This window comes from Thioclava electrotropha (genome assembly GCF_002085925.2).
In the GTDB taxonomy this organism is placed as follows: Bacteria; Pseudomonadota; Alphaproteobacteria; order Rhodobacterales; family Rhodobacteraceae; genus Thioclava; species Thioclava electrotropha.
In genome coordinates, this window is record NZ_CP053562.1 from 3,413,220 (window position 1) to 3,431,519 (window position 18,300).

The 18,300-nt window shown below is 64.8% G+C and carries 15 protein-coding genes; 8 read left to right on the forward strand and 7 right to left on the reverse strand.

From position 1 onward, the window contains the following. Nucleotides 1-27: 27 nt before the first annotated feature. Nucleotides 28-840, reverse strand: a complete 813-nt coding sequence (locus AKL02_RS16125; protein WP_083075743.1) for a ChaN family lipoprotein — start codon at nucleotides 838-840, stop codon at nucleotides 28-30. Further along, nucleotides 837-1,715: an RNA polymerase factor sigma-32 gene (locus AKL02_RS16130; protein ID WP_078520502.1), complete on the reverse strand. Its 879-nt coding sequence runs from the start codon at nucleotides 1,713-1,715 to the stop codon at nucleotides 837-839. Before AKL02_RS16130 ends, AKL02_RS16125 begins: the two co-directional genes overlap by 4 nt. Nucleotides 1,716-2,183: 468 nt before the next feature. On the opposite strand from AKL02_RS16130, the gene AKL02_RS16135 reads away from it, so the two are divergent. After that, on the forward strand, nucleotides 2,184-3,695 hold the full coding sequence (locus AKL02_RS16135; RefSeq protein WP_083075740.1) for a YifB family Mg chelatase-like AAA ATPase: 1,512 nt from the start codon (nucleotides 2,184-2,186) through the stop codon (nucleotides 3,693-3,695). Here AKL02_RS16135 and AKL02_RS16140 read toward each other — a convergent pair. The 4 genes from AKL02_RS16140 to rsmI all read right to left on the reverse strand — a co-directional run bounded on the left by AKL02_RS16140 (nucleotide 3,676) and on the right by rsmI (nucleotide 6,802). Further along, on the reverse strand, nucleotides 3,676-4,584 hold the full coding sequence (locus AKL02_RS16140; RefSeq protein WP_083075737.1) for an alpha/beta hydrolase: 909 nt from the start codon (nucleotides 4,582-4,584) through the stop codon (nucleotides 3,676-3,678). The genes AKL02_RS16135 and AKL02_RS16140 overlap by 20 nt on opposite strands. 1 nt (nucleotide 4,585) lies before the next feature. Then, entirely contained in the window at nucleotides 4,586-5,527 is a 942-nt protein-coding gene (gene gshB / locus AKL02_RS16145) for a glutathione synthase (RefSeq protein WP_083075735.1), read from the reverse strand. Between the two features lie 73 nt (nucleotides 5,528-5,600). Then, a complete protein-coding gene (locus tag AKL02_RS16150; RefSeq protein WP_078604728.1) occupies nucleotides 5,601-5,966 on the reverse strand; it encodes a YraN family protein in 366 nt (121 codons plus the stop codon). Then, nucleotides 5,963-6,802, reverse strand: coding sequence for a 16S rRNA (cytidine(1402)-2'-O)-methyltransferase (gene rsmI, locus AKL02_RS16155; protein WP_232621643.1), 840 nt, complete (start codon nucleotides 6,800-6,802; stop codon nucleotides 5,963-5,965). Before rsmI ends, AKL02_RS16150 begins: the two co-directional genes overlap by 4 nt. A gap of 200 nt (nucleotides 6,803-7,002) precedes the next feature. Here rsmI and AKL02_RS16160 point away from each other — a divergent pair, with 200 nt between their 5' ends. From AKL02_RS16160 to murJ, 3 genes are read left to right on the forward strand one after another with little or no spacing between them, the layout of a single operon-like run. Next, complete coding sequence (locus AKL02_RS16160) at nucleotides 7,003-8,178, forward strand: penicillin-binding protein activator (RefSeq protein WP_078520507.1); 1,176 nt, start codon at nucleotides 7,003-7,005, stop codon at nucleotides 8,176-8,178. A 58-nt stretch (nucleotides 8,179-8,236) separates the two neighbouring features. Next, nucleotides 8,237-10,999 carry a [protein-PII] uridylyltransferase gene (locus tag AKL02_RS16165; protein ID WP_083075729.1) on the forward strand — a complete coding sequence of 921 codons (2,763 nt, stop codon included), beginning with the start codon at nucleotides 8,237-8,239 and terminating at the stop codon, nucleotides 10,997-10,999. A 1-nt stretch (nucleotide 11,000) separates the two neighbouring features. After that, on the forward strand, nucleotides 11,001-12,554 hold the full coding sequence (murJ, locus tag AKL02_RS16170; protein WP_083075727.1) for a murein biosynthesis integral membrane protein MurJ: 1,554 nt from the start codon (nucleotides 11,001-11,003) through the stop codon (nucleotides 12,552-12,554). Between the two features lie 173 nt (nucleotides 12,555-12,727). Here the strand turns inward: murJ and AKL02_RS16175 are convergent, their stop codons facing one another. Further along, nucleotides 12,728-13,414, reverse strand: coding sequence for a rhomboid family intramembrane serine protease (locus AKL02_RS16175; protein ID WP_078569921.1), 687 nt, complete (start codon nucleotides 13,412-13,414; stop codon nucleotides 12,728-12,730). A gap of 127 nt (nucleotides 13,415-13,541) precedes the next feature. Between AKL02_RS16175 and trpS the strand changes: the two genes are divergently transcribed. The 4 genes from trpS (at nucleotide 13,542) to AKL02_RS16195 (ending at nucleotide 18,207) form a co-directional block, all read left to right on the forward strand. Beyond that, a complete protein-coding gene (trpS, locus tag AKL02_RS16180; RefSeq protein WP_083075724.1) occupies nucleotides 13,542-14,582 on the forward strand; it encodes a tryptophan--tRNA ligase in 1,041 nt (346 codons plus the stop codon). Nucleotides 14,583-14,834: 252 nt separating this feature from the next. Beyond that, entirely contained in the window at nucleotides 14,835-15,533 is a 699-nt protein-coding gene (locus AKL02_RS16185; protein ID WP_083075722.1) for a type 1 glutamine amidotransferase, read from the forward strand. A gap of 12 nt (nucleotides 15,534-15,545) precedes the next feature. After that, nucleotides 15,546-16,901: a glutamine synthetase family protein gene (locus tag AKL02_RS16190; RefSeq protein WP_083076179.1), complete on the forward strand. Its 1,356-nt coding sequence runs from the start codon at nucleotides 15,546-15,548 to the stop codon at nucleotides 16,899-16,901. A gap of 4 nt (nucleotides 16,902-16,905) precedes the next feature. Continuing rightward, a complete protein-coding gene (locus AKL02_RS16195) occupies nucleotides 16,906-18,207 on the forward strand; it encodes an NAD(P)/FAD-dependent oxidoreductase (RefSeq protein ID WP_083075719.1) in 1,302 nt (433 codons plus the stop codon). Nucleotides 18,208-18,300: the final 93 nt, after the last annotated feature.

Consider the following 18,300-nt stretch of genomic DNA (forward strand, 5'->3'; position numbering starts at 1 on the left):
AAGCGCCGGGGCGCATTGGCGCAAGGATCACTTGAACGCGGCGCAGGGATCGGCGCGTTCGGTCGGCGGCGTGATGATCCAGTCGTCAAAGGGCTGCGTGCCGGGATCGGTGCCCGGCTCCGCCTCGATCTGACCGATCGCCACGACCTTCGCCTGCGGGTCCGCCTTGCGCAGAAGCGCGGGAACGGCGAGGTCGGTCTTCGCATGGCCAGATCCGGTGATGACCGCGACCGGCCCGCCGGTCTCCTTCAGCGCCTCGAGCGCCACCCGCGCGAAGACCGCATCGCGGAAGCGTTGCGCCGCGACCATGCCGGGCAGCAGATCGGGCGGCAGCGCGTTGCAATGATCCTCTTGCGACTCCGCTTCCAGCTTGGCCTGCAGGTCTTCCGGATAGGCTTTGTCGAGCCCGTAGCGTGCCGCATTCGGCCCGAAAACCTCCGGCAGCGGCTTGGTCATCGCGGCGCGTACGGTCTCGCGCGGCTGCGCGGCGCCATAGACCTTCGCATCGCCCAAAGCGGCGAAAATCGGATAGTAGATCGCGAAATCGGGCCAGCCCGAATTGTCCCAGTCCAGAGCTTTTTCCAGCGCGCCCTCATCCTTCAAAAGCGCCGGCGTGATCTTCGCCGCCTGCTCGGGCGTCAATTGCTCGAACACCACGGCGGCGGGCTCCAGCGCCTTGATCGCGCGCGCCTGATTGAGGTGATGGGTCGGGTTGTCGTGTATCTCGCCCAGAACGACAATATCGCCCGACAGCGTATCCAGCTGGGCGGGCGATATTTCGGCGCCAAAGGCGGGACCGGTCAGAGACAGCAGGCAGAGCGCGGCAAGAAACTTCTTCATACGAAGAAGCTTTGCACCTCGCCCTGATGCGTTTCAAGCGATTTGCGCATCTTGCCGAAAGCCTGCGCTTCGAGCTGACGAATACGCTCTTTCGAAAGCCCCAACTCTTCACCGAGGCTTTCCAAAGTGCGCGGATCTTCGATCAGACGACGCTCGCGGACGATATAGGCTTCGCGGTCGGTCAGACGGCCCATCGCCTCGCCCAGCCAGACTTTCATCGTCTGACCGTCATGGCTGTCGGCCACGGTTTCCTCGGGGCTCGCGCCGTCATCTTCCAGCGTATCGACCCATTCGCGGCCTTCGTCTTCGCTGGACTGCGTGGCATTAAGCGAGAAGTCGGACCCGGACAGGCGGCCTTCCATCATCTCGACATCCGAGAGCGGCACGCCGATCACCTCGGCCACGCGCTGACGCAGCTGCATCGCGTCGAGCTGTTCGCCCTCTTGCTGCGCTTCGCGGGTCAGCTGGGCCTGAACGCGGCGCATGTTGAAGAACAGCGCCTTTTGCGAGGAGGTCGACCCGGTGCGCACCATCGACCAGTTGCGCATCACGAATTCCTGGATCGAGGCTTTTATCCACCACACCGCGTAAGTCGAGAACCGCACACCGCGTTCCGGGTCGAACTTGTCAGCGGCTTTCATCAGACCAAGTGAGGCTTCCTGGATCAGATCGTTCATGGGCGCGCCATAGCGGCGGAACTTCGAGGCCATCGAGATCGCGAGGCGCATATAGGCCGTCACAAGCCGGTGCAGTGCTTGTTCGTCCCTATTATCGCGCCACGCTCGCGCCAGTTCTGCTTCGGTTTCTGCATCCAGGAACTCTGCCCGCATTGCTTGGCGTGGCAGGGTTTCATCGGTCATACCATCGAGTGCCATTTACAATCTCCCTGGGGTGTCCAGCCCAAACCGGCGCAACCTTGAATTGGGTGGCTGCTTTGCCCACCCAATGCGAATGACATGTTTTGGTTCCTCACGGAAATGTTGAATTTTGCCTGAAACTTTGTGCGCGTGGCGCACTTGACGTCGTTTTCAAGCGAAAAATGGAAGAAATTCATGCCGCTACGGGAAGGCCATCACTCCTTCTTGAGCACCGCATATCATAAGCGTGCTCACGGACACTTGAGCGACTGTAACGCAACATGTTGATCTTGTGCGCGAAACTGAAGCGATGGCTGTGCAGATATGCAGGAATTGCACCTTTATCCCTCTATTTCCACTGATGTTTCGAGCGGCGCATTCGTCTCCGAGTCGAGGGGCGAAGGACGCGGTGCCCGCCCCTACACCCGTTAACCATTCCTAAACCACGGCTGCGCTACCCCTCGGGGAAGAGGCGCAGGAGAGCCTATGGTCAGCCAGAGCTATACGGTCGCGTTCGAGGGGGTGGAGGCCCGCCTCGTGGAGGTGCAATGCGCGCTCTCCGAAGGCATGCCTGGCTTCGCGGTCGTAGGCCTGCCCGACAAGGCCGTGTCCGAGGCGCGCGAACGGGTGCGCGCGGCGCTCGGAGCGCTGGGGATCGCGTTGCCGATGCAGAAGATCACCGTGAATCTCTCGCCCGCCGATCTGCCGAAGGAGGGCTCGCATTTCGACCTGCCGATCGCACTGGCGCTGCTGGGCGCGATCGGGATCGTGCCCCGCGACCGGATCGAGGCGCTGGTCGCGGTCGGAGAATTATCGCTCGACGGGCGGCTCCTGGCGGTCGCCGGCGCCCTGCCCGCCGCGATGGCCGCCGCCGCGCAGGACAAGGGGCTGATCTGCCCGAAGGGCTCGGGCGCAGAGGCGGCCTGGGTCGGCGCGGCCGAGGTGACAGCGCCGGAGACGCTCGGCGCCGCGATCGATCATCTCAGCGGTCGCCTGCCGCTGGAGCCCGCCCGTCCGGGTCTCGTCCGGGACGCACCGCATCCGCGCGACCTGCGCGACGTGAAAGGACAGGAACGGGCCAAACGCGCGCTGGAGATCGCCGCTGCCGGTCGCCACCACCTGATGATGATCGGCACGCCCGGCTCGGGCAAATCCATGCTGGCCGCGCGCCTTCCCTCGATCCTGCCCGAAATGCGCCCCGAGGAGGTGCTGGAAACTTCGATGATCCAGTCGCTGTCGGGGCTGCTGGCCGAGGGTGGCATCTCGCGCACCCGGCCCTTCCGCGAACCGCATCACACCGCTTCGATGGCCGCGATGATCGGCGGCGGGCGTGGCGCGCGGCCCGGCGAAGTCAGCCTTGCCCATAATGGCGTGCTGTTCATGGACGAGTTTCCCGAATTCCCCCGCGCCGTGCTGGAAACCCTGCGCCAGCCGATCGAGACCGGCGAGGTCGTCGTCTCACGCGCCAATGCTCATACGCGCTACCCCTGCCGCTTCCTGCTGATCGCGGCGGCGAACCCATGCAAATGCGGATATCTCGGCGATGCCGAGCGCGCCTGCGCCCGCGCGCCCGGTTGCGGCGACGACTATCTGGGGCGGATTTCAGGACCTCTGATGGATCGGTTCGACCTGCGCATCGAGGTGCCCCCGGTGCGCTACGCTGATCTCGATCTGCCAGCCTCCGGCGACAGCTCCGCCGAAGTCGCGGCCCGCGTCGCGACCGCGCGCGAGCGGCAGGCCCAACGCTTCGCGGATCACCCCGCGATCCGCGTCAATGCCGAAGCCGAAGGGCAGTTGCTGGAAGACATCGCGACGCCGGATGCGCAGGGGCGAGATTTATTGGCCCGAATGGCGGAGCGGGTCGGACTGTCGGCGCGCGGCTACCACCGGGTTTTGCGGGTTGCGCGCACCATCGCCGATCTCGACCATGCCGAGCACGTGCGCCAGCCCCATATCGCCGAGGCGTTGAGCTATCGGCTCAGCGCCGTGGCAGGTTGAGCATCCGGCGCGCCGCCGCAGCCGCATCCTCCAGCGCCGCGCGCGCCTCGGGTACCCGCCCATCGAAGAAATGCCAGACATGCGGCGCATCGGGCCAGCTTTGCACCGTGACATCCGCGTCGAAGCTGCGCAGCCGTTCGGCCATACGTAGCGCATCGTCGCTCAGGATCTCCCCCATCGAATGCTGGATCAGCACCGGAGGCGGATCGGGGAACTCCGCGAAAAGCGGTGAAAAGCGCGGATCGCGCGCGTCATGCCCGCGCAGCACCATTTCGCAGGTATCGCCAAGCCGTTCGACTGGCAGCATCGCATCCTTCGCGGCATTGACGCGGAGGCTCTCGCCCGAACAGGTCAGGTCCGTCCACGGGCAGAAGGTAATCGCCCCGGCAGGCCGCGTGCCGCGCTGGCACAGCACGCTCAGAAGCGCCAATGTCAGACCGCCCCCCGCGCTGTCGCCCGCGATAACGATCGCGCTCGGGTCGTATCCCATTTCCACCAGCGCATCGAAAGCTGCGGTCGCATCCTCGAGCGCCGCACCAACCGGCGCCTCGGGCGCGAGGCGGTAATCCGGCACGACCACCTCGAGCCCGCTCAGCTTCGCCAAGCGCCCCGCGAGCCCGCGATACATCCACGGGGAGCCGGTGACGTAACCGCCGCCATGAAGATAGAGAATGATGCGCCCAACCGAGGGCCGCCCCGCGCGCAGCGACAGCGCATTGCGCCCGGCCAGCTTGGTCGGCAGACGGCAAAGCCCGGTCGGCTCGCGCACGACCCAACTGGCCAATCTCTCCGTCGCGCGCCGGGTTTGCGCAGCCCCGTGGAACCGTCGCACCATCGGTTTCGCGATGCTGCGCAGCCAAAGATTGAGAAAGACCAGCCGGATCGACATATCAGCTCCGTTTCGCTTCGATCGCCTCCCAGATGCGGCCGGTGATATTCACGCCGTCGAACCGCTCAAGCTCCTGAATGCCCGTCGGCGAAGTGACGTTAATCTCGGTCAGCCAGTCGCCGATCACGTCGATACCAACGAAGATCTGTCCCTTCTCACGCAGATACGGGCCGATCCGCTTGCAGATTTCGCGATCACGCGCGGTCAGTTCGACTTTCTCCGGGCGTCCGCCGACATGCATGTTCGACCGCGTCTCGCCCGCAGCCGGCACCCGGTTGATCGCGCCCACCGGCTCGCCGTCGACGAGGATGATCCGCTTGTCGCCCTTCGAAACGGCAGGCAGGAACTTCTGCGCGATCAGTGGCTCGTTGTTGATGCCGATGAACAGCTCGTGCAGCGACGACAGGTTGCGATCGTTCGGATCGAGCCGGAACACTCCCGCCCCGCCATTGCCGTAGAGCGGCTTGAGAATGATATCGCCGTGCTCCGCCTTGAAGGCGCGGATCGCCTCGAGATCGCGTGCGATCAATGTCGGCGGCGTCAGGTCAGGGAAATCCAGAACGAGAAGCTTCTCGGGCGAGTTCCGGACCCAGAAAGGATCGTTGACGACCAGCGTCTCGGGATGGATCCGCTCCAGCAGATGGGTCGTCGTGATATAGCCCATATCGAAGGGCGGGTCCTGCCGCAGCCAAACCACATCCCAGTCGCCCAGATTGATCTCGGTCTCTTCGCCCAGCGTGAAGTGGTTGCCCTTCTCACGCCGCACCACCAGAGGCCAGCCACGCGCATAGACGTGCCCCTCGCGGTAGATCAGGCGATCCGGCGTGTAGTAGAAAAGCTCGTGCCCACGCGCCTGCGCCTCTTCGGCGATCCTAAACGTGCTGTCAGCCTCGATATTGACCGCTTCGATCGGATCCATCTGGATCGCAACTTTCAATCCCATCCGCGCCCCCTCATTAGACTGCAATCTTGATGCAATGTGGCGCGTCTGGATGCAACCTCAACCCACGGGCCGGTCACATTCCGAAATAGGCGTTCTCCAGCACCTTGATCTCCCCGATCTCATTAACCAGGGCGAGATCGAACCGGACCTTGCGATTGCAGTTTGCCGGAGCGGGATGTCGCATCAGATATTCTTCGACCGAAATGCATATACGGCGCATCTGGCGCTGCGAGAGACGTTCCGCGGCGCGGGCATGGCTGCGCGATTTCTTCACCTCGACGAAGATCAGGGTATCGCCATCGCGCGCGATCAGATCGATCTCGCCGCCATACTTGCCCCGCCAGCGATGTTCCGAGACCGCGCGCCCTGCCCGTTCGTAATGCAGCATCACTTGCTCTTCGGCGGCGAGACCGGAATGATATGATAGCGATCCACTCATCTCTTTTTCTCCATGGCCAGAGCGGCCTGATAGACCTTGCGCCGCGGCAACCCGGTCGCCCCTGCGACGGCGTCGACCGCGTCGCGAAGCGACTTGCGCGCCAATGCCGCTTCGAGGCGCTCTTCCAGTTGGGCGTTGTCGATTTCGACTGCATGCGGCCTGTCGACCACGACGACGATTTCGCCCTTGACCGGCGACTCAGCCACGCTTTCCGCAAGCTCTTCCAGCGTTCCCCGGCGGACCTCTTCGAAGCGTTTCGTCAACTCCCGGCACAGCGCCGCTTGCCTCTCTTTTCCCAGACTATGGGCCGCGTCAGCTAACATTTCCCTAATGCGTTTGGGGCTTTCATAGAAAACCAGCGTCGCCGGAATTTCCTTGAACTCCGCGAGCCAGTTGCGCCGCGCGCCTTTGCTGTTCGGCGCGAACCCCGCGAAGAGGAAGCGATCCGTCGGCAGGCCCGACAAAGTCAGCGCCGTCAGCACCGCCGAGGGGCCCGGTGCGCTATAGAGCGGCAGCCCGGCTTCGATCACCGCGCGGCCAAGCTGATAGCCCGGATCGGCGACCAGCGGCGTGCCCGCCTCGGAGGCGTAGACCACCGACTTCCCCGCCTCCAGGGTTGCGAGGATTTTCGGGCGCATCGCGGCGCCGTTATGGTCGTGATAGGCGAGCACCTGACGCCCGTTCAGCGGCACGCCGTGAATCTCCATCAGGTGCCGCAGGCTGCGCGTATCCTCGGCCGCCAGAACGTCGGCTGCGCGCAGCATGTCGAGGGCACGCAGGGTGATGTCGCGGGCGGCTCCGATGGGCGTGGCAATGAAATGAAGCCCCGGGCTCAACGGCGCCGGAACACTCTTGGTTCCCTTATTTTCCGCGTTTGCATCAGATACAACACCCTCGCCCATCGCCCGCCTCATCACTTGTGTGGAACGTTTACTTCACGCCTGCTTGTGCGTAGTCTCAACCGCGTCATTTCCTCGCGGTTCGCAGGCCTTGCTTCAGTGCCCGGACCGGACGCCAACGCCCAAAAGGACGTATCATGTTTAATCTCATTCGTAACCCCCGCGCCCTCGCCGCGCGAATCGCAGCCCTCCTCGCGCTGGTCTGGCTTGCGGCCTGTCAGCCGGGGCCGATGGGCAATTCCGGTCAGAAGATCGACACCAGCGCACCGGTCAAGGTGGCACTTCTGGTTCCGGCCGGGTCCGGCAACGCTGGCGACGAGACGCTCGCGCGGGCGCTGCAGAATGCGGCAAATCTCGCGATTCAGGATCTGCAAGGCGCACGGATCGACCTGCAGGTATACAACACCGCCGGCAATCCGCAGCAAGCTGCCGCGATGGCCACCAAGGCCGCCGACGAGGGCGCCAAGATCATCCTCGGCCCGGTCTATGCGCAATCGGCGAATGCCGCAGGTCTCGCGGTCGCCTCGCGCAACATCAACGTGCTTGCGTTCTCGAACAACACCAATGTCGCGGGCGGCAACGTCTTCGTGCTCGGCCCGACCTTCCAGAACACCGCCAACCGCCTCGTGAGCTTCGCCGCACGGCAGGGCAAGAAGCGGATCATGGTCGTGCATGAGCAGACCACGGCGGGCGAGATCGGCGCACAGGCGATCCAGACCGCGGTCGCACGGTCGGGCGCTTCGCTCGCAGGCGTGGCCTCCTACCCGTTCTCGCAGCAGGGCGTGGTCGACGCGACGCCGCAGATCGCAAGCCGCGTGAAGTCCGGTGACGTCGATGCGCTGTTCCTGACAGCCGATACCGCAGGCGCACTCCCGCTGCTCACGCAGCTGATGGGCGAGCAGGGCGTGACCCCGCAGATGACGCAATATATCGGCCTGACCCGCTGGGACATTCCGCCGGCGACGCTGTCGCTGCCGGGCACTCAGGGCGGCTGGTTCGCCGAGCCCGATCCGGCGCTGCAACAGCAGTTCGTGTCGCGCTACAGCGCTGCTTACGGCCAAGCGCCCCACCCGATCGCAGGCCTCGCCTATGACGGGATCGCGGCAATCGGCGCGCTGGTGAAGTCCGGCAATCCGAGCGCGCTGACCAAGCAGGGCCTGACCCAGCGTTCGGGCTTCGTGGGCGTCAACGGCGTCTTCCGCTTCCTGCCCGACGGCACCAACGAACGGGCGCTCGCCGTGGCGCAGGTCCGCAACGGCCAGGCGGTCGTGATCGACCCGGCGCCGCGCAACTTCGGCGGCTTCGGGTTCTGACCCGGACCGCCTTCAAACGAAAGGGCCCGTCAAGGGACAAGACTGCGCAGTGACCAGCATGACAGACCCCGCCCCGGCATCGACCGGGGCGCCCCTCCTTCTAAATCAACAGCGTTTGTTCGAGGCGCTCGACGCAGCGACCTCTGACATGCGCGACCCGAAGGACATCCGGGCCGCGACGGTGACCTTCCTCTCCGAGGAACGCCGCGCCGCCGCCGCCGCGATCGAGGCCGATTTCGAAACCCATCCGCGCGCCGCGCGCGACACGGTCGAAGCCTATGCTCAGATGACGGACGGCATCGTCCGCTCGGTGCTGCGCATCGCGACGGAGCGTCTGCACCCCAGCGGCACCCGCACCGAGGCGGAGCGTTTCGCAGTGCTCGCCGTGGGCGGCTATGGCCGGGCCGAGATGGCGCCGCATTCCGATGTCGATCTGCTGTTTCTCACCCCCTACAAGGTCACCCCCTGGGCCGAGAGCGTCATCGAGTCGATGCTCTACATGCTCTGGGATCTGAAGCTGAAGGTCGGTCACTCGTCCCGCACGCTCGACGACTGCATCCGGCTGGGGCGCGAGGACATCACGATCCGCACCGCCCTTCTCGAACATCGCTGCGTAGGCGGCGACGAGAAGCTGGCCGAGGCGCTGTCGCTCCGGCTTCGTCACGATCTCTTCGAGGGCAGCGAGGCCGAGTTCATCGAGGCCAAGCTGGAGGAACGCTCGCAGCGCCACCGCCGTCAGGGCGGGCAGCGTTACGTGCTCGAACCCAATGTCAAAGAGGGCAAGGGCGGGTTGCGCGATCTGCAGACCCTCTACTGGATCGGCAAATATATCCATCACGTGGGCCGCGCCCGCGAATTGATGAAGATCGGCGCCTTCTCCCCCGAGGAATACGAGACCTTCCACGAGGCCGAGAATTACCTCTGGGCGGTGCGCTGCCACCTGCATCTGATCTCGGGCCGGGCCTCGGATCAGCTGACCTTCGACATGCAGGTCGAAGTGGCCGAGCGCATGGGCTATCGCGATCTGGCGGGCCGCCGCGCGGTCGAGGTCTTCATGCAGGATTACTTCCGCCACGCGACCGCCGTGGGCGACGTGACCCGCATTTTCCTGACTAAGCTCGAAGCGCAGCATGTGAAAAGTGCACCGATGCTGCAGCGGATTTTCCGCAGGCGGCGCAAGCTGAAAGCCCCCTATTGCGAAGAGAACGGGCGCATAAATGTCGCCGACGAGAAGGCGTTCCTCTCCGATCCGGTGAACCTGCTGCGGCTGTTCGAGGAAGGGCTGCGCTCGGGGATGCTGATCCACCCCGACGCGATGCGGCTTGTTTCGGCCAATCTCGACCTGATCGACGACAAGGTTCGCAACAACCGCGAGGCGCAGCGCATCTTCCTCGATCTGCTGCTAAAGCACGGCAACCCGGAACGCGCGCTGCGGCGGATGAACGAGCTGGGCGTGCTGGCCGCTTTCATCCCGGAATTCGAGCCGATCGTCGCGATGATGCAGTTCAACATGTATCACAGCTACACGGTGGACGAGCACACGATTCAGGTCGTCTCGACGCTCGCGCAGATCGAGCGCGGCGAACTGGTCGAGGATCTGCCGCTGTCGTCGCACATCCTCGAGGAAGGCATCAATCGCAAGGTCCTCTATGTCGCGCTTCTTGTGCATGACATCGGCAAGGGGCGGCCCGAGGATCACTCGATCCTCGGTGCGAAGATCGCCCGCAAGGTCGCGCCGCGGCTGGGGCTGAATCAGGAGGATTCCGAGACCGTCGAATGGCTGGTGCGCCACCACCTTCTGATGTCCGACGTGGCGCAGAAACGCGACCTCTCGGACCCGCGCACGATCCGCGATTTCGCCAAGCGCGTGAAGTCGCGCAAGCGGCTCGACCTGCTGACAGTGCTGACGGTCTGCGACATTCGCGGCGTCGGCCCGAATGTCTGGAACAACTGGAAAGCGACGCTGCTGCGCAAGCTGCATTCCGAGACCGCGATGGCGCTGGAGCACGGGCTGGAAGCGGTCAATCGCGAGCAGCGCACCGACGAGGCCAAGCGCGCGTTGCGCGAGGTGCTGGAGGCGGATGACAACTGGGACAAGGCGCAAATCCGCGCCGAGCTGGCCCGACACTACGCGCCCTATTGGCAGGCGCTCGCCACCATCAATCACGAGATCTTCGCGCGGCTCCTGCGCGATCTGGGCGATGACGAGATCCGTATCGACCTGCATCCCGACGACGATCACGACGCGACCCGCGTGAGCTTCGCGCTGGCCGATCACCCCGGCATCTTCTCGCGGCTCTCCGGCGCGCTCGCACTGGTCGGCGCGAATGTGGTCGACGCGCGCACCTATACCTCGAAGGACGGATATGCGACCGCCGTCTTCTGGGTGCAGGACGCCGAAGGCCACCCCTATGAGGCGTCGAAACTGACCCGGCTGCGCGGCATGATCGAGAAGACGCTGAAAGGCGAGGTCGTCGCCCGCGAGGCGCTCAAGGATCGCGACAAGCTCAAGAAGCGTGAGCGCGAGTTCAAGTTCCCGACCCATATCACCATCGACAACGAAGGATCGGATATCTACACGATCATCGAAGTCGATACCCGCGACCGGCCCGGCCTTCTCTACGACCTGACCCGGGCGCTGGCGTCGAACAATATCTCGATCTCCTCGGCGGTGATCGCCACCTATGGCGCGCAGGTCGTGGACAGCTTCTATGTGAAAGACATGTTCGGCCTGAAACTGCATTCCAAACCCCGCCAAGAGGCGCTCGAGAAGAAGTTGATGGACGCCATCGCGTCGGGCGCGAAACGGGCGGGCAACTAATATGAAACCAATCCGGCTGGTGCGCGGCTTCCTCACGGTGGGCGGCTGGACCATGGCGAGTCGCATCCTCGGTTTTGCGCGCGACATGATGATCGCAGCCTACCTGGGTGCGGGTCCGGTAGCCGAGGCCTTCCTCGTGGCCTTCTCGCTGCCCAACCTGTTCCGCCGCTTCTTCGCGGAGGGCGCGTTCAACACCGCCTTCATCCCGATCTTCTCGAAGAAGCTGGAGGGCGGCGAGAACGCGCAGGGCTTCGCACGCGAGGCGATGGGCGGCTTGGCCTCTGTGCTGATCTTGCTGACGCTGGTGGCCTCGGCGGCGATGCCGTGGCTGGTGCTGGCGATGGCCTCGGGTTTCGCGGGCGATGAGCGGTTCACGATCGCCACAACTTATGGCCGGATCGCCTTTCCCTATATCCTCTTCATCTCGCTGAGCGCGCTTCTGTCGGGAGTGCTGAACGCGGCCGGGCATTTCGCAGCCGCTGCCGCGGCACCCGTGCTGCTGAACATCACGTTCGTGATCGCGATGCTGATGGCCGATCAGGCGGGCTGGCCGGTGGGCGATGCGCTGGCCTGGGCGGTGCCGGTCGCGGGCGTGGCACAGCTTGCGCTCGTCTGGGTCGCCGCATGGCGCGCGGGTTTCAAGATCGTCCCGAAGCGCCCGCGCCTGTCGCCCGACATGAAACGCCTTGTCCGCATCGCGATCCCGGCAATGCTGGCGGGTGGCGTGGTTCAGATCAACCTGCTGGTGGGCCGTCAGGTCGCCTCGCATTTCGACGGCGCGATCGCGTGGCTGAACTATGCCGACCGGCTCTATCAGCTGCCGCTGGGTGTGGTGGGCATCGCGATTGGCGTGGTGCTACTGCCAGACCTCTCGCGCCGGTTGCGCGGCGGTGACACGGCTGGCAGCCGCTATTCCTTCTCGCGCGCAGGCGAATTCGCGCTCCTCTTCACCGTCGGCCCCGCCGTAGCGCTTCTGGTGGCGGCCCAGCCCATCGTCTCGGTCCTGTTCGAGCGCGGCCAGTTCACCCACGAGGACACGATCGCCACCGCCTGGGCCACCGCGATCTACGGGCTCGGCCTGCCCGCTTTCGTGCTGCAGAAAGTCCTGCAGCCCTTGTATTTCGCGCGCGAGAACACCCGCACGCCGTTCAACTATGCGCTGGTCGCGATGGTGGTGAACGCGGTGCTGGCGATCGGGCTGTCTTTCGTGATCGGCTATCTCGCGGCGGCTGTCGGCACGACGCTCGCCGCCTGGGCGATGGTTGCGCAGCTCTGGCTCGGTGCGCGCCCGATGGGCGAGGCCGCGAGCTTCGATCACCGTTTCTACCGCCGCCTGCCCCGCATCGTGATCGCGGCGCTGGTGATGGGGGCTGCGATCTGGGCGGTGACCTGGGCGGTGCCGGGCGCATTCGCCGTGCCGGGTCTGCGCGCACTGGCGCTGCTGGGGCTCGTGCTGTTCGGGATGCTCGTCTATTTCGGCACGGCTATCGCCATTGGCGCGATGCATATGGCCGATCTGAAAGTTGCGATGCGCCGCGGTCCGGGCGGGGCGTGAGGGGCTACTTTGGCACGGGGCGACCAGCCCCGGGCCGCGCCCGACCCTCCCCATGGGAGGGCGCATTGGCGATGACATCGCGGTTTCAGATGATTTTCGGGCTTGAGAGATAGAGCGCCAAGCCACCAGCGACCCGAGGCGCCCACCCGAGGGTCGGGCGCCCCCCTAAGCCTTCACCGCCGCCGCAACCGCTGCAAGGTCCGCTGCATCCCGCCGGGCGCCACGAAGAAGCTCAGCACGAAGCCCGCGACGAACCCGACGATATCCGCGATCCAGTCGGGCCGCGCGCCGAAGATCATCGCGAAGATCAGCTGAATACCCATCAGCGCCCCGATCAACGAGAACGCCCGCAGCTGGTTCGCATTCTCCTGCCCCAGCCGCGTCCACAAGATCCACGTGAAGGCCCCGATCAGCCCGTAATCGCCCGGATAGCCGCCATAGAGCCCGATCTGCGTAAACGGCAGCGCCGCATAGACCAGCGCGCCAAGGATTGTCGCGCCGAAGAACACGACCGCCACGGCGAGCCCCGAGAAGATCTCGCCCACCATCTTGCCCAGCGCCAAGAGGAACACGAGCACGAAGATCGCCTGCGTCACCGAGGCATTCACAAAGGGGTAGGTCAGAATGCGCATCATCTGCTCAGGCGGATATTGACCGGTTTCGAACATTGCGCGCATCACCTGCGGCGAGAAAGCGAATTTCTGCAGCGCGTCGAGCCGCCAGCCCGCCGCCTGCGCCCCGCCGATCAGCCCCGACTGGCCCATCGCGAAGAACAGCTCCGTCGCAATGATCGGCAGCGCCAGAAGCCAGACCACTGGCGGCAGCGGGTTCATCGGGTGTTCATCATAGCCGTCGCGCATATTGGTCTCCTGCTCGCGGGCTCAGTTGCGCCCTTTGCGCTTTAGCGATAAGCGAGCGGAGAGCGGATTTCCACCCCGGGAGATCCTCAATGGCGGGCTTCCACCCCCCGCAGATCAGGAGCATCAGATGAGCGAGCAAGCGCAACCCCTCAACGCCAATTTCAAACCGCGGATCTTCTCCGGCATCCAGCCCTCTGGCGGGCTGACGCTGGGCAACTATCTGGGCGCGCTCAAGCGCTTTGCTCAGAAGCAGGACGAAGGGATCGAGACGATCTACTGCCTCGTCGACCTGCACGCGATCACGGTCTGGCAAGAGCCCGAGGCATTGCGCCGCAACACCCGCGAGGCGGCTGCCGCCTTCATCGCCTCGGGCGTCGATCCGAAACGCTCGATCCTGTTCAACCAGAGCCAAGTCTCGGCCCATGCTGAACTGGCCTGGGCGTTCAATTGCGTCGCGCGTCTGGGCTGGATGAACCGGATGACCCAGTTCAAGGACAAGGCGGGCAAGAATGCCGAGAAGGCCAGCCTCGGCCTCTACGCCTACCCCGCGCTGATGGCCGCCGATATTCTGCTGTATCATGCGACGATGGTGCCGGTGGGCGAGGATCAGAAGCAACATGTGGAGCTGACCCGCGACATCGCGGCCAAGTTCAACCACGACTACGAAACCGATTTTTTCCCCGCCCCCGAGCCGCTGATCGAAGGCGCCGCGACCCGCGTGATGTCCCTGCGCGACGGCACCAAGAAGATGTCGAAATCCGACCCGTCGGATGCGAGCCGCATCAACCTCACCGACGATGCCGACACGATCGCCAAGAAGATCCGCAAGGCCGTGACCGATCCCGAGCCCCTGCCCTCCGAGATCGACGGGCTCAAGGACCGGGCCGAGGCGCGCAACCTCGTGAACATCTATGCGGCGCTGGCCGACATGACGCCGACGCAGGTGCTGGGCGAATATGGCGGCGAGGGCTTCGGCAAGTTCAAACCGGCGCTAGCCGAACTGGCGGTCGCAAAGCTTGCGCCGATCTCGGACGAGATGACCCGGCTGATGAACGATCCCTCCGAGATCGACAATATCCTGGGCGACGGCGCGAACCGGGCCGACGAGATCGCGCAGCCGATCCTGGGAAAGACGCTCGAGATCATGGGAATGATCCGCTCGCGCTAAGCGCGGCAAAACCAAAGCAAGAGGGGGCTCTGCCCCCCAGTCGCCGTAGGGCGACAAGACTTAAGGGCGAGGGGGCTCTGCCCCTCGGGCTTTCGCCCTTCCCCCGGGATATTTCAACCAAGCCGAAACGCATCTTCCTCTTGGCAGAAATATCCCGGGGGAGGCGCGGCAAGCGCCGGGGGCAGCGCCCCCTTGCCGCCGCCCACGGCCCGCACTACGCTTCGGCAACAAGAGCTTACGAGCGGACCTCCCATGCGTATCGGCATCCTCCAAACCGGCCAATCCCCCGACGTTCTGCGCGACAAGGCGGGCGACTATCCTGACATGTTCGAAGCGCTGCTCGCCGGGCGCGGCCTCGACTTCCAGCGCTACGACGTCGAGCATATGCACTTTCCCGAAAGCGTGCATGACTGCGACGGCTGGTTGATCACCGGCTCGCGTCACGGCGCCTATGAAGATCACCCTTTCATCAAGCCGCTCGAGACGTTCATCCGCGACGCCCACGCCGAGAACGTGCCGATGGTGGGCATCTGTTTCGGCCATCAGATCATCGCGCAGGCACTTGGCGGCAAGGTCGAGAAATTCTCCGGCGGCTGGGCCGTGGGCCCGCAGGATTACGATTTCGGCGGCGAGGTGATCGCGCTCAACGCGTGGCATCAGGATCAGGTGACCGAGTTGCCGCCGGGCGCGACCCCGATCGCCGACAATGATTTCTGCGCCTATCCCGCGCTTGCCTATGGCGACACGATCTTCACCGTCCAGCCCCACCCCGAATTTCCCGACGCATTCGTAGAAGGGCTGATGGACACACGCGGACGCGGCGTCGTGCCCGATGACCTGATGCAGGCAGCCCGCACGCGGCTCGGGCAACCCAACGGCGCGTCCCGGATCGCCGAGCGCATCGCCGATTTCTTCCTCAAGACAAGGGTGCCCGCGCACCCGGAAAGCTGACCGATGAGCGACATGAAGGACTGGACCGACCGCATTCCGCAGGCCGCCCGCGACTACATCGAGGGTCGGCGTCTCGACGAGGTGGAATGCATCGTCGCCGATATCGCTGGGGTCGCGCGCGGCAAGGCGATGCCCGCGTCGAAATTCAAGTTTCAGGATCGCTTCTTCCTGCCGAACTCGATCTTCCTGCAGACGATCACCGGCGAGTGGACGGACAACCCCTCGGGCGCTTTCACCGAACCGGACATGATCCTGACGCCCGATTTCTCGACCGCGACGGCCGCGCCGTGGACGGCAGACTGGACCTTGCAGATCATCCATGACGTCGAGGACCAGCAGGGCAATCCGGTGCCGATCGCGCCGCGCAATGTCCTCAAGCGCGTGCTCGCGCTCTATGAGGCCGAAGGCTGGGTGCCGGTCGTCGCCCCCGAGATGGAATTCTTCCTCGTCGCCCGCAATACCGATCCGAACCAGCCGATCATCCCGCCGATGGGGCGCTCGGGTCGTCGGGCGGCGGCGAAACAAGCCTATTCGATGTCGGCGGTCGATGAATATGGCAAGGTCATCGACGATATCTACGATTTCGCCGAGCTTCAGGGCTTCGAGATCGACGGCATCCTGCAGGAGGGCGGCGCCGGGCAGATCGAGATCAACCTCGCCCATGGCGACCCGGTCGAACTGGCCGACCAGATTTTCTACTTCAAGCGGCTGATCCGCGAGGCCGCCCTGCGTCAGGATTGCTTCGCCACCTTCATGGCGAAACCGATCGAGGGCGAGCCGGGCTCGGCCATGCATATCCACCAATCGGTGATCGACACCAAGACCGGCCAGAACATTTTCTCCGACGAGAATGGCGGCGAGACGGAAGCCTTCCTGCATTGCATCGCGGGGCTTCAGACGCACCTGCCTGCGGTGATCGCGCTGCTGGCGCCTTACGTGAACAGCTATCGCCGCTATGTGCCGGATTTCGCCGCGCCCATAAATCTCGAATGGGGGCGCGACAACCGCACGACGGGCCTGCGGGTGCCGATCTCGGGCCCGGCGGCGCGACGGATCGAGAACCGTCTGGCGGGGATGGATTGCAACCCCTATCTCGGGCTCGCGGCCTCGCTCGCCTGCGCCTATCTGGGCCTCAAGGAAAAGCAGATGCCGAAGCCCGAATGCCTGGGCGACGCCTATATGTCGGCCGAGGACGTGCCGGTGAACCTGGGCGATGCGCTCGATCTCTTCTCGGAGAGCGCGCCGATCCGCGACGTGCTGGGGCCGGAATTCTGCGCGGTCTACGAGGCGGTCAAGCGCAACGAATACAAGGAGTTCCTGCAGGTGATCTCGCCATGGGAGCGCGAGCATCTGCTGATGAACGTGTGATGCGATGAACCTGCTCTTCGCCAATGACCGAAAGGGCGAGCACGCGCCGAGCTATTACGCAGCGACCGCGCTGACCGACCGGCGCTGGCCCGAATTGAAGGGCCGCCACCGGGCGGATGTCTGCGTGGTGGGCGGCGGCTTCACCGGCCTCTCGGCGGCGCTGCATCTGGCGGAGAAGGGCTATTCGGTGCGGCTGCTCGAGGCCCATCGCGTGGGTTTCGGGGCCTCGGGCCGCAATGGCGGACAGGTGGGCTCGGGCCAGCGGCTGGAGCAGGACGATCTGGAGAAAGCCCACGGCCCCGAGATGGCGCGCAGGCTTTGGGATATCGGCGAAGACGCGAAGGCGCTGATCCGCGACCTGATCGCGCGCTACGAGATGGACGTGACCTTCCATCCCGGCATCGCTCATGCCTGCCGGACGCAATCCGAGGTCGCGCACTCCCATCACATGGCGGAGAAGCTGGCCCGCGATTACGGCTACGATCAGGTGGAGCCGCTCTCGCGCGAGGCGCTGCACGCGATCCTGCCCTCGGAGGCCTATCTCGGCGGCGATATCGACCGGGGCGCGGGGCATCTGCATCCGCTGAACTTCGCCCAAGCCTTGGCGCTCGCTTGCGAGAAGGCGGGCGTGACGATCCACGAAGGCTCGCTCGTCCACCATATCCGCCCCGGCGAGCCGGTGCGCGTGCAGACCGAGCATGGCCATATCGATGCCGATCACCTGATCTTCGCGGCCAACGGCTATCTGGGAAATCTCGCCCCGCGCGTGGCCTCGCATGTGATGCCGATCAACAATTTCATCGTCGCGACAGAGCCGCTGGGCCCGCGCGTCGCCGAAGTGCTGCGCGAGAATATCGCCGTGGCGGACACGAAATTCGTGGTCAACTACTGGCGGCTCTCTGACGATAACCGCCTGCTCTTCGGGGGCGGCGAAAGCTATGGTTACAAGTTCCCCGACATCGTGCAGACCGTGCGCAAGCCGATGCTGGAGGTCTACCCTTCCCTTGCGGATGTGAAGATCGACTACGCTTGGGGTGGCACGCTCGCGATCACCCGCACCCGGATGCCCTATTTCGCGCGGCCTTTGAAAAACGCGCTCTCGGCCAGCGGGTTTTCCGGCCATGGCGTCGCGATGGGCACGATGGCGGGCAAGATCATGGCCGAGGCGGTGGCGGGCCAAGCCGAGCGCTTCGACCTGATGGCCGGGTTGAAAGTGCCGGGCTTCCCGGGCGGCTCGCTCCTGCGCAGCCCGCTTCTGGTCGCCGCGATGACGTGGTTCTCGATGCGCGACAAGCTGGGGATCTAGGCAAGCCGCCGCCGCCTCAAATTTGGTCATGAATTCTTCATTGGCGCAAAAAGCGGCATTCGTGTAAAGAAAACCTGAAAGTCAGTTTCAGGA

Excerpts from the sequence above, each read along its gene's own strand:
- AKL02_RS16125 (WP_083075743.1), bottom strand. The coding sequence starts at position 840 with ATGAAGAAGTTTCTTGCCGCGCTCTGCCTGCTGTCTCTGACCGGTCCC.
- AKL02_RS16130 (WP_078520502.1), bottom strand. The coding sequence starts at position 1,715 with ATGGCACTCGATGGTATGACCGATGAAACCCTGCCACGCCAAGCAATG.
- AKL02_RS16135 (WP_083075740.1), top strand. The coding sequence starts at position 2,184 with ATGGTCAGCCAGAGCTATACGGTCGCGTTCGAGGGGGTGGAGGCCCGC.
- AKL02_RS16140 (WP_083075737.1), bottom strand. The coding sequence starts at position 4,584 with ATGTCGATCCGGCTGGTCTTTCTCAATCTTTGGCTGCGCAGCATCGCG.
- gshB (WP_083075735.1), bottom strand. The coding sequence starts at position 5,527 with ATGGGATTGAAAGTTGCGATCCAGATGGATCCGATCGAAGCGGTCAAT.
- AKL02_RS16150 (WP_078604728.1), bottom strand. The coding sequence starts at position 5,966 with ATGAGTGGATCGCTATCATATCATTCCGGTCTCGCCGCCGAAGAGCAA.
- AKL02_RS16160 (WP_078520507.1), top strand. The coding sequence starts at position 7,003 with ATGTTTAATCTCATTCGTAACCCCCGCGCCCTCGCCGCGCGAATCGCA.
- AKL02_RS16165 (WP_083075729.1), top strand. The coding sequence starts at position 8,237 with ATGACAGACCCCGCCCCGGCATCGACCGGGGCGCCCCTCCTTCTAAAT.
- murJ (WP_083075727.1), top strand. The coding sequence starts at position 11,001 with ATGAAACCAATCCGGCTGGTGCGCGGCTTCCTCACGGTGGGCGGCTGG.
- AKL02_RS16175 (WP_078569921.1), bottom strand. The coding sequence starts at position 13,414 with ATGCGCGACGGCTATGATGAACACCCGATGAACCCGCTGCCGCCAGTG.
- trpS (WP_083075724.1), top strand. The coding sequence starts at position 13,542 with ATGAGCGAGCAAGCGCAACCCCTCAACGCCAATTTCAAACCGCGGATC.
- AKL02_RS16185 (WP_083075722.1), top strand. The coding sequence starts at position 14,835 with ATGCGTATCGGCATCCTCCAAACCGGCCAATCCCCCGACGTTCTGCGC.
- AKL02_RS16190 (WP_083076179.1), top strand. The coding sequence starts at position 15,546 with ATGAAGGACTGGACCGACCGCATTCCGCAGGCCGCCCGCGACTACATC.
- AKL02_RS16195 (WP_083075719.1), top strand. The coding sequence starts at position 16,906 with ATGAACCTGCTCTTCGCCAATGACCGAAAGGGCGAGCACGCGCCGAGC.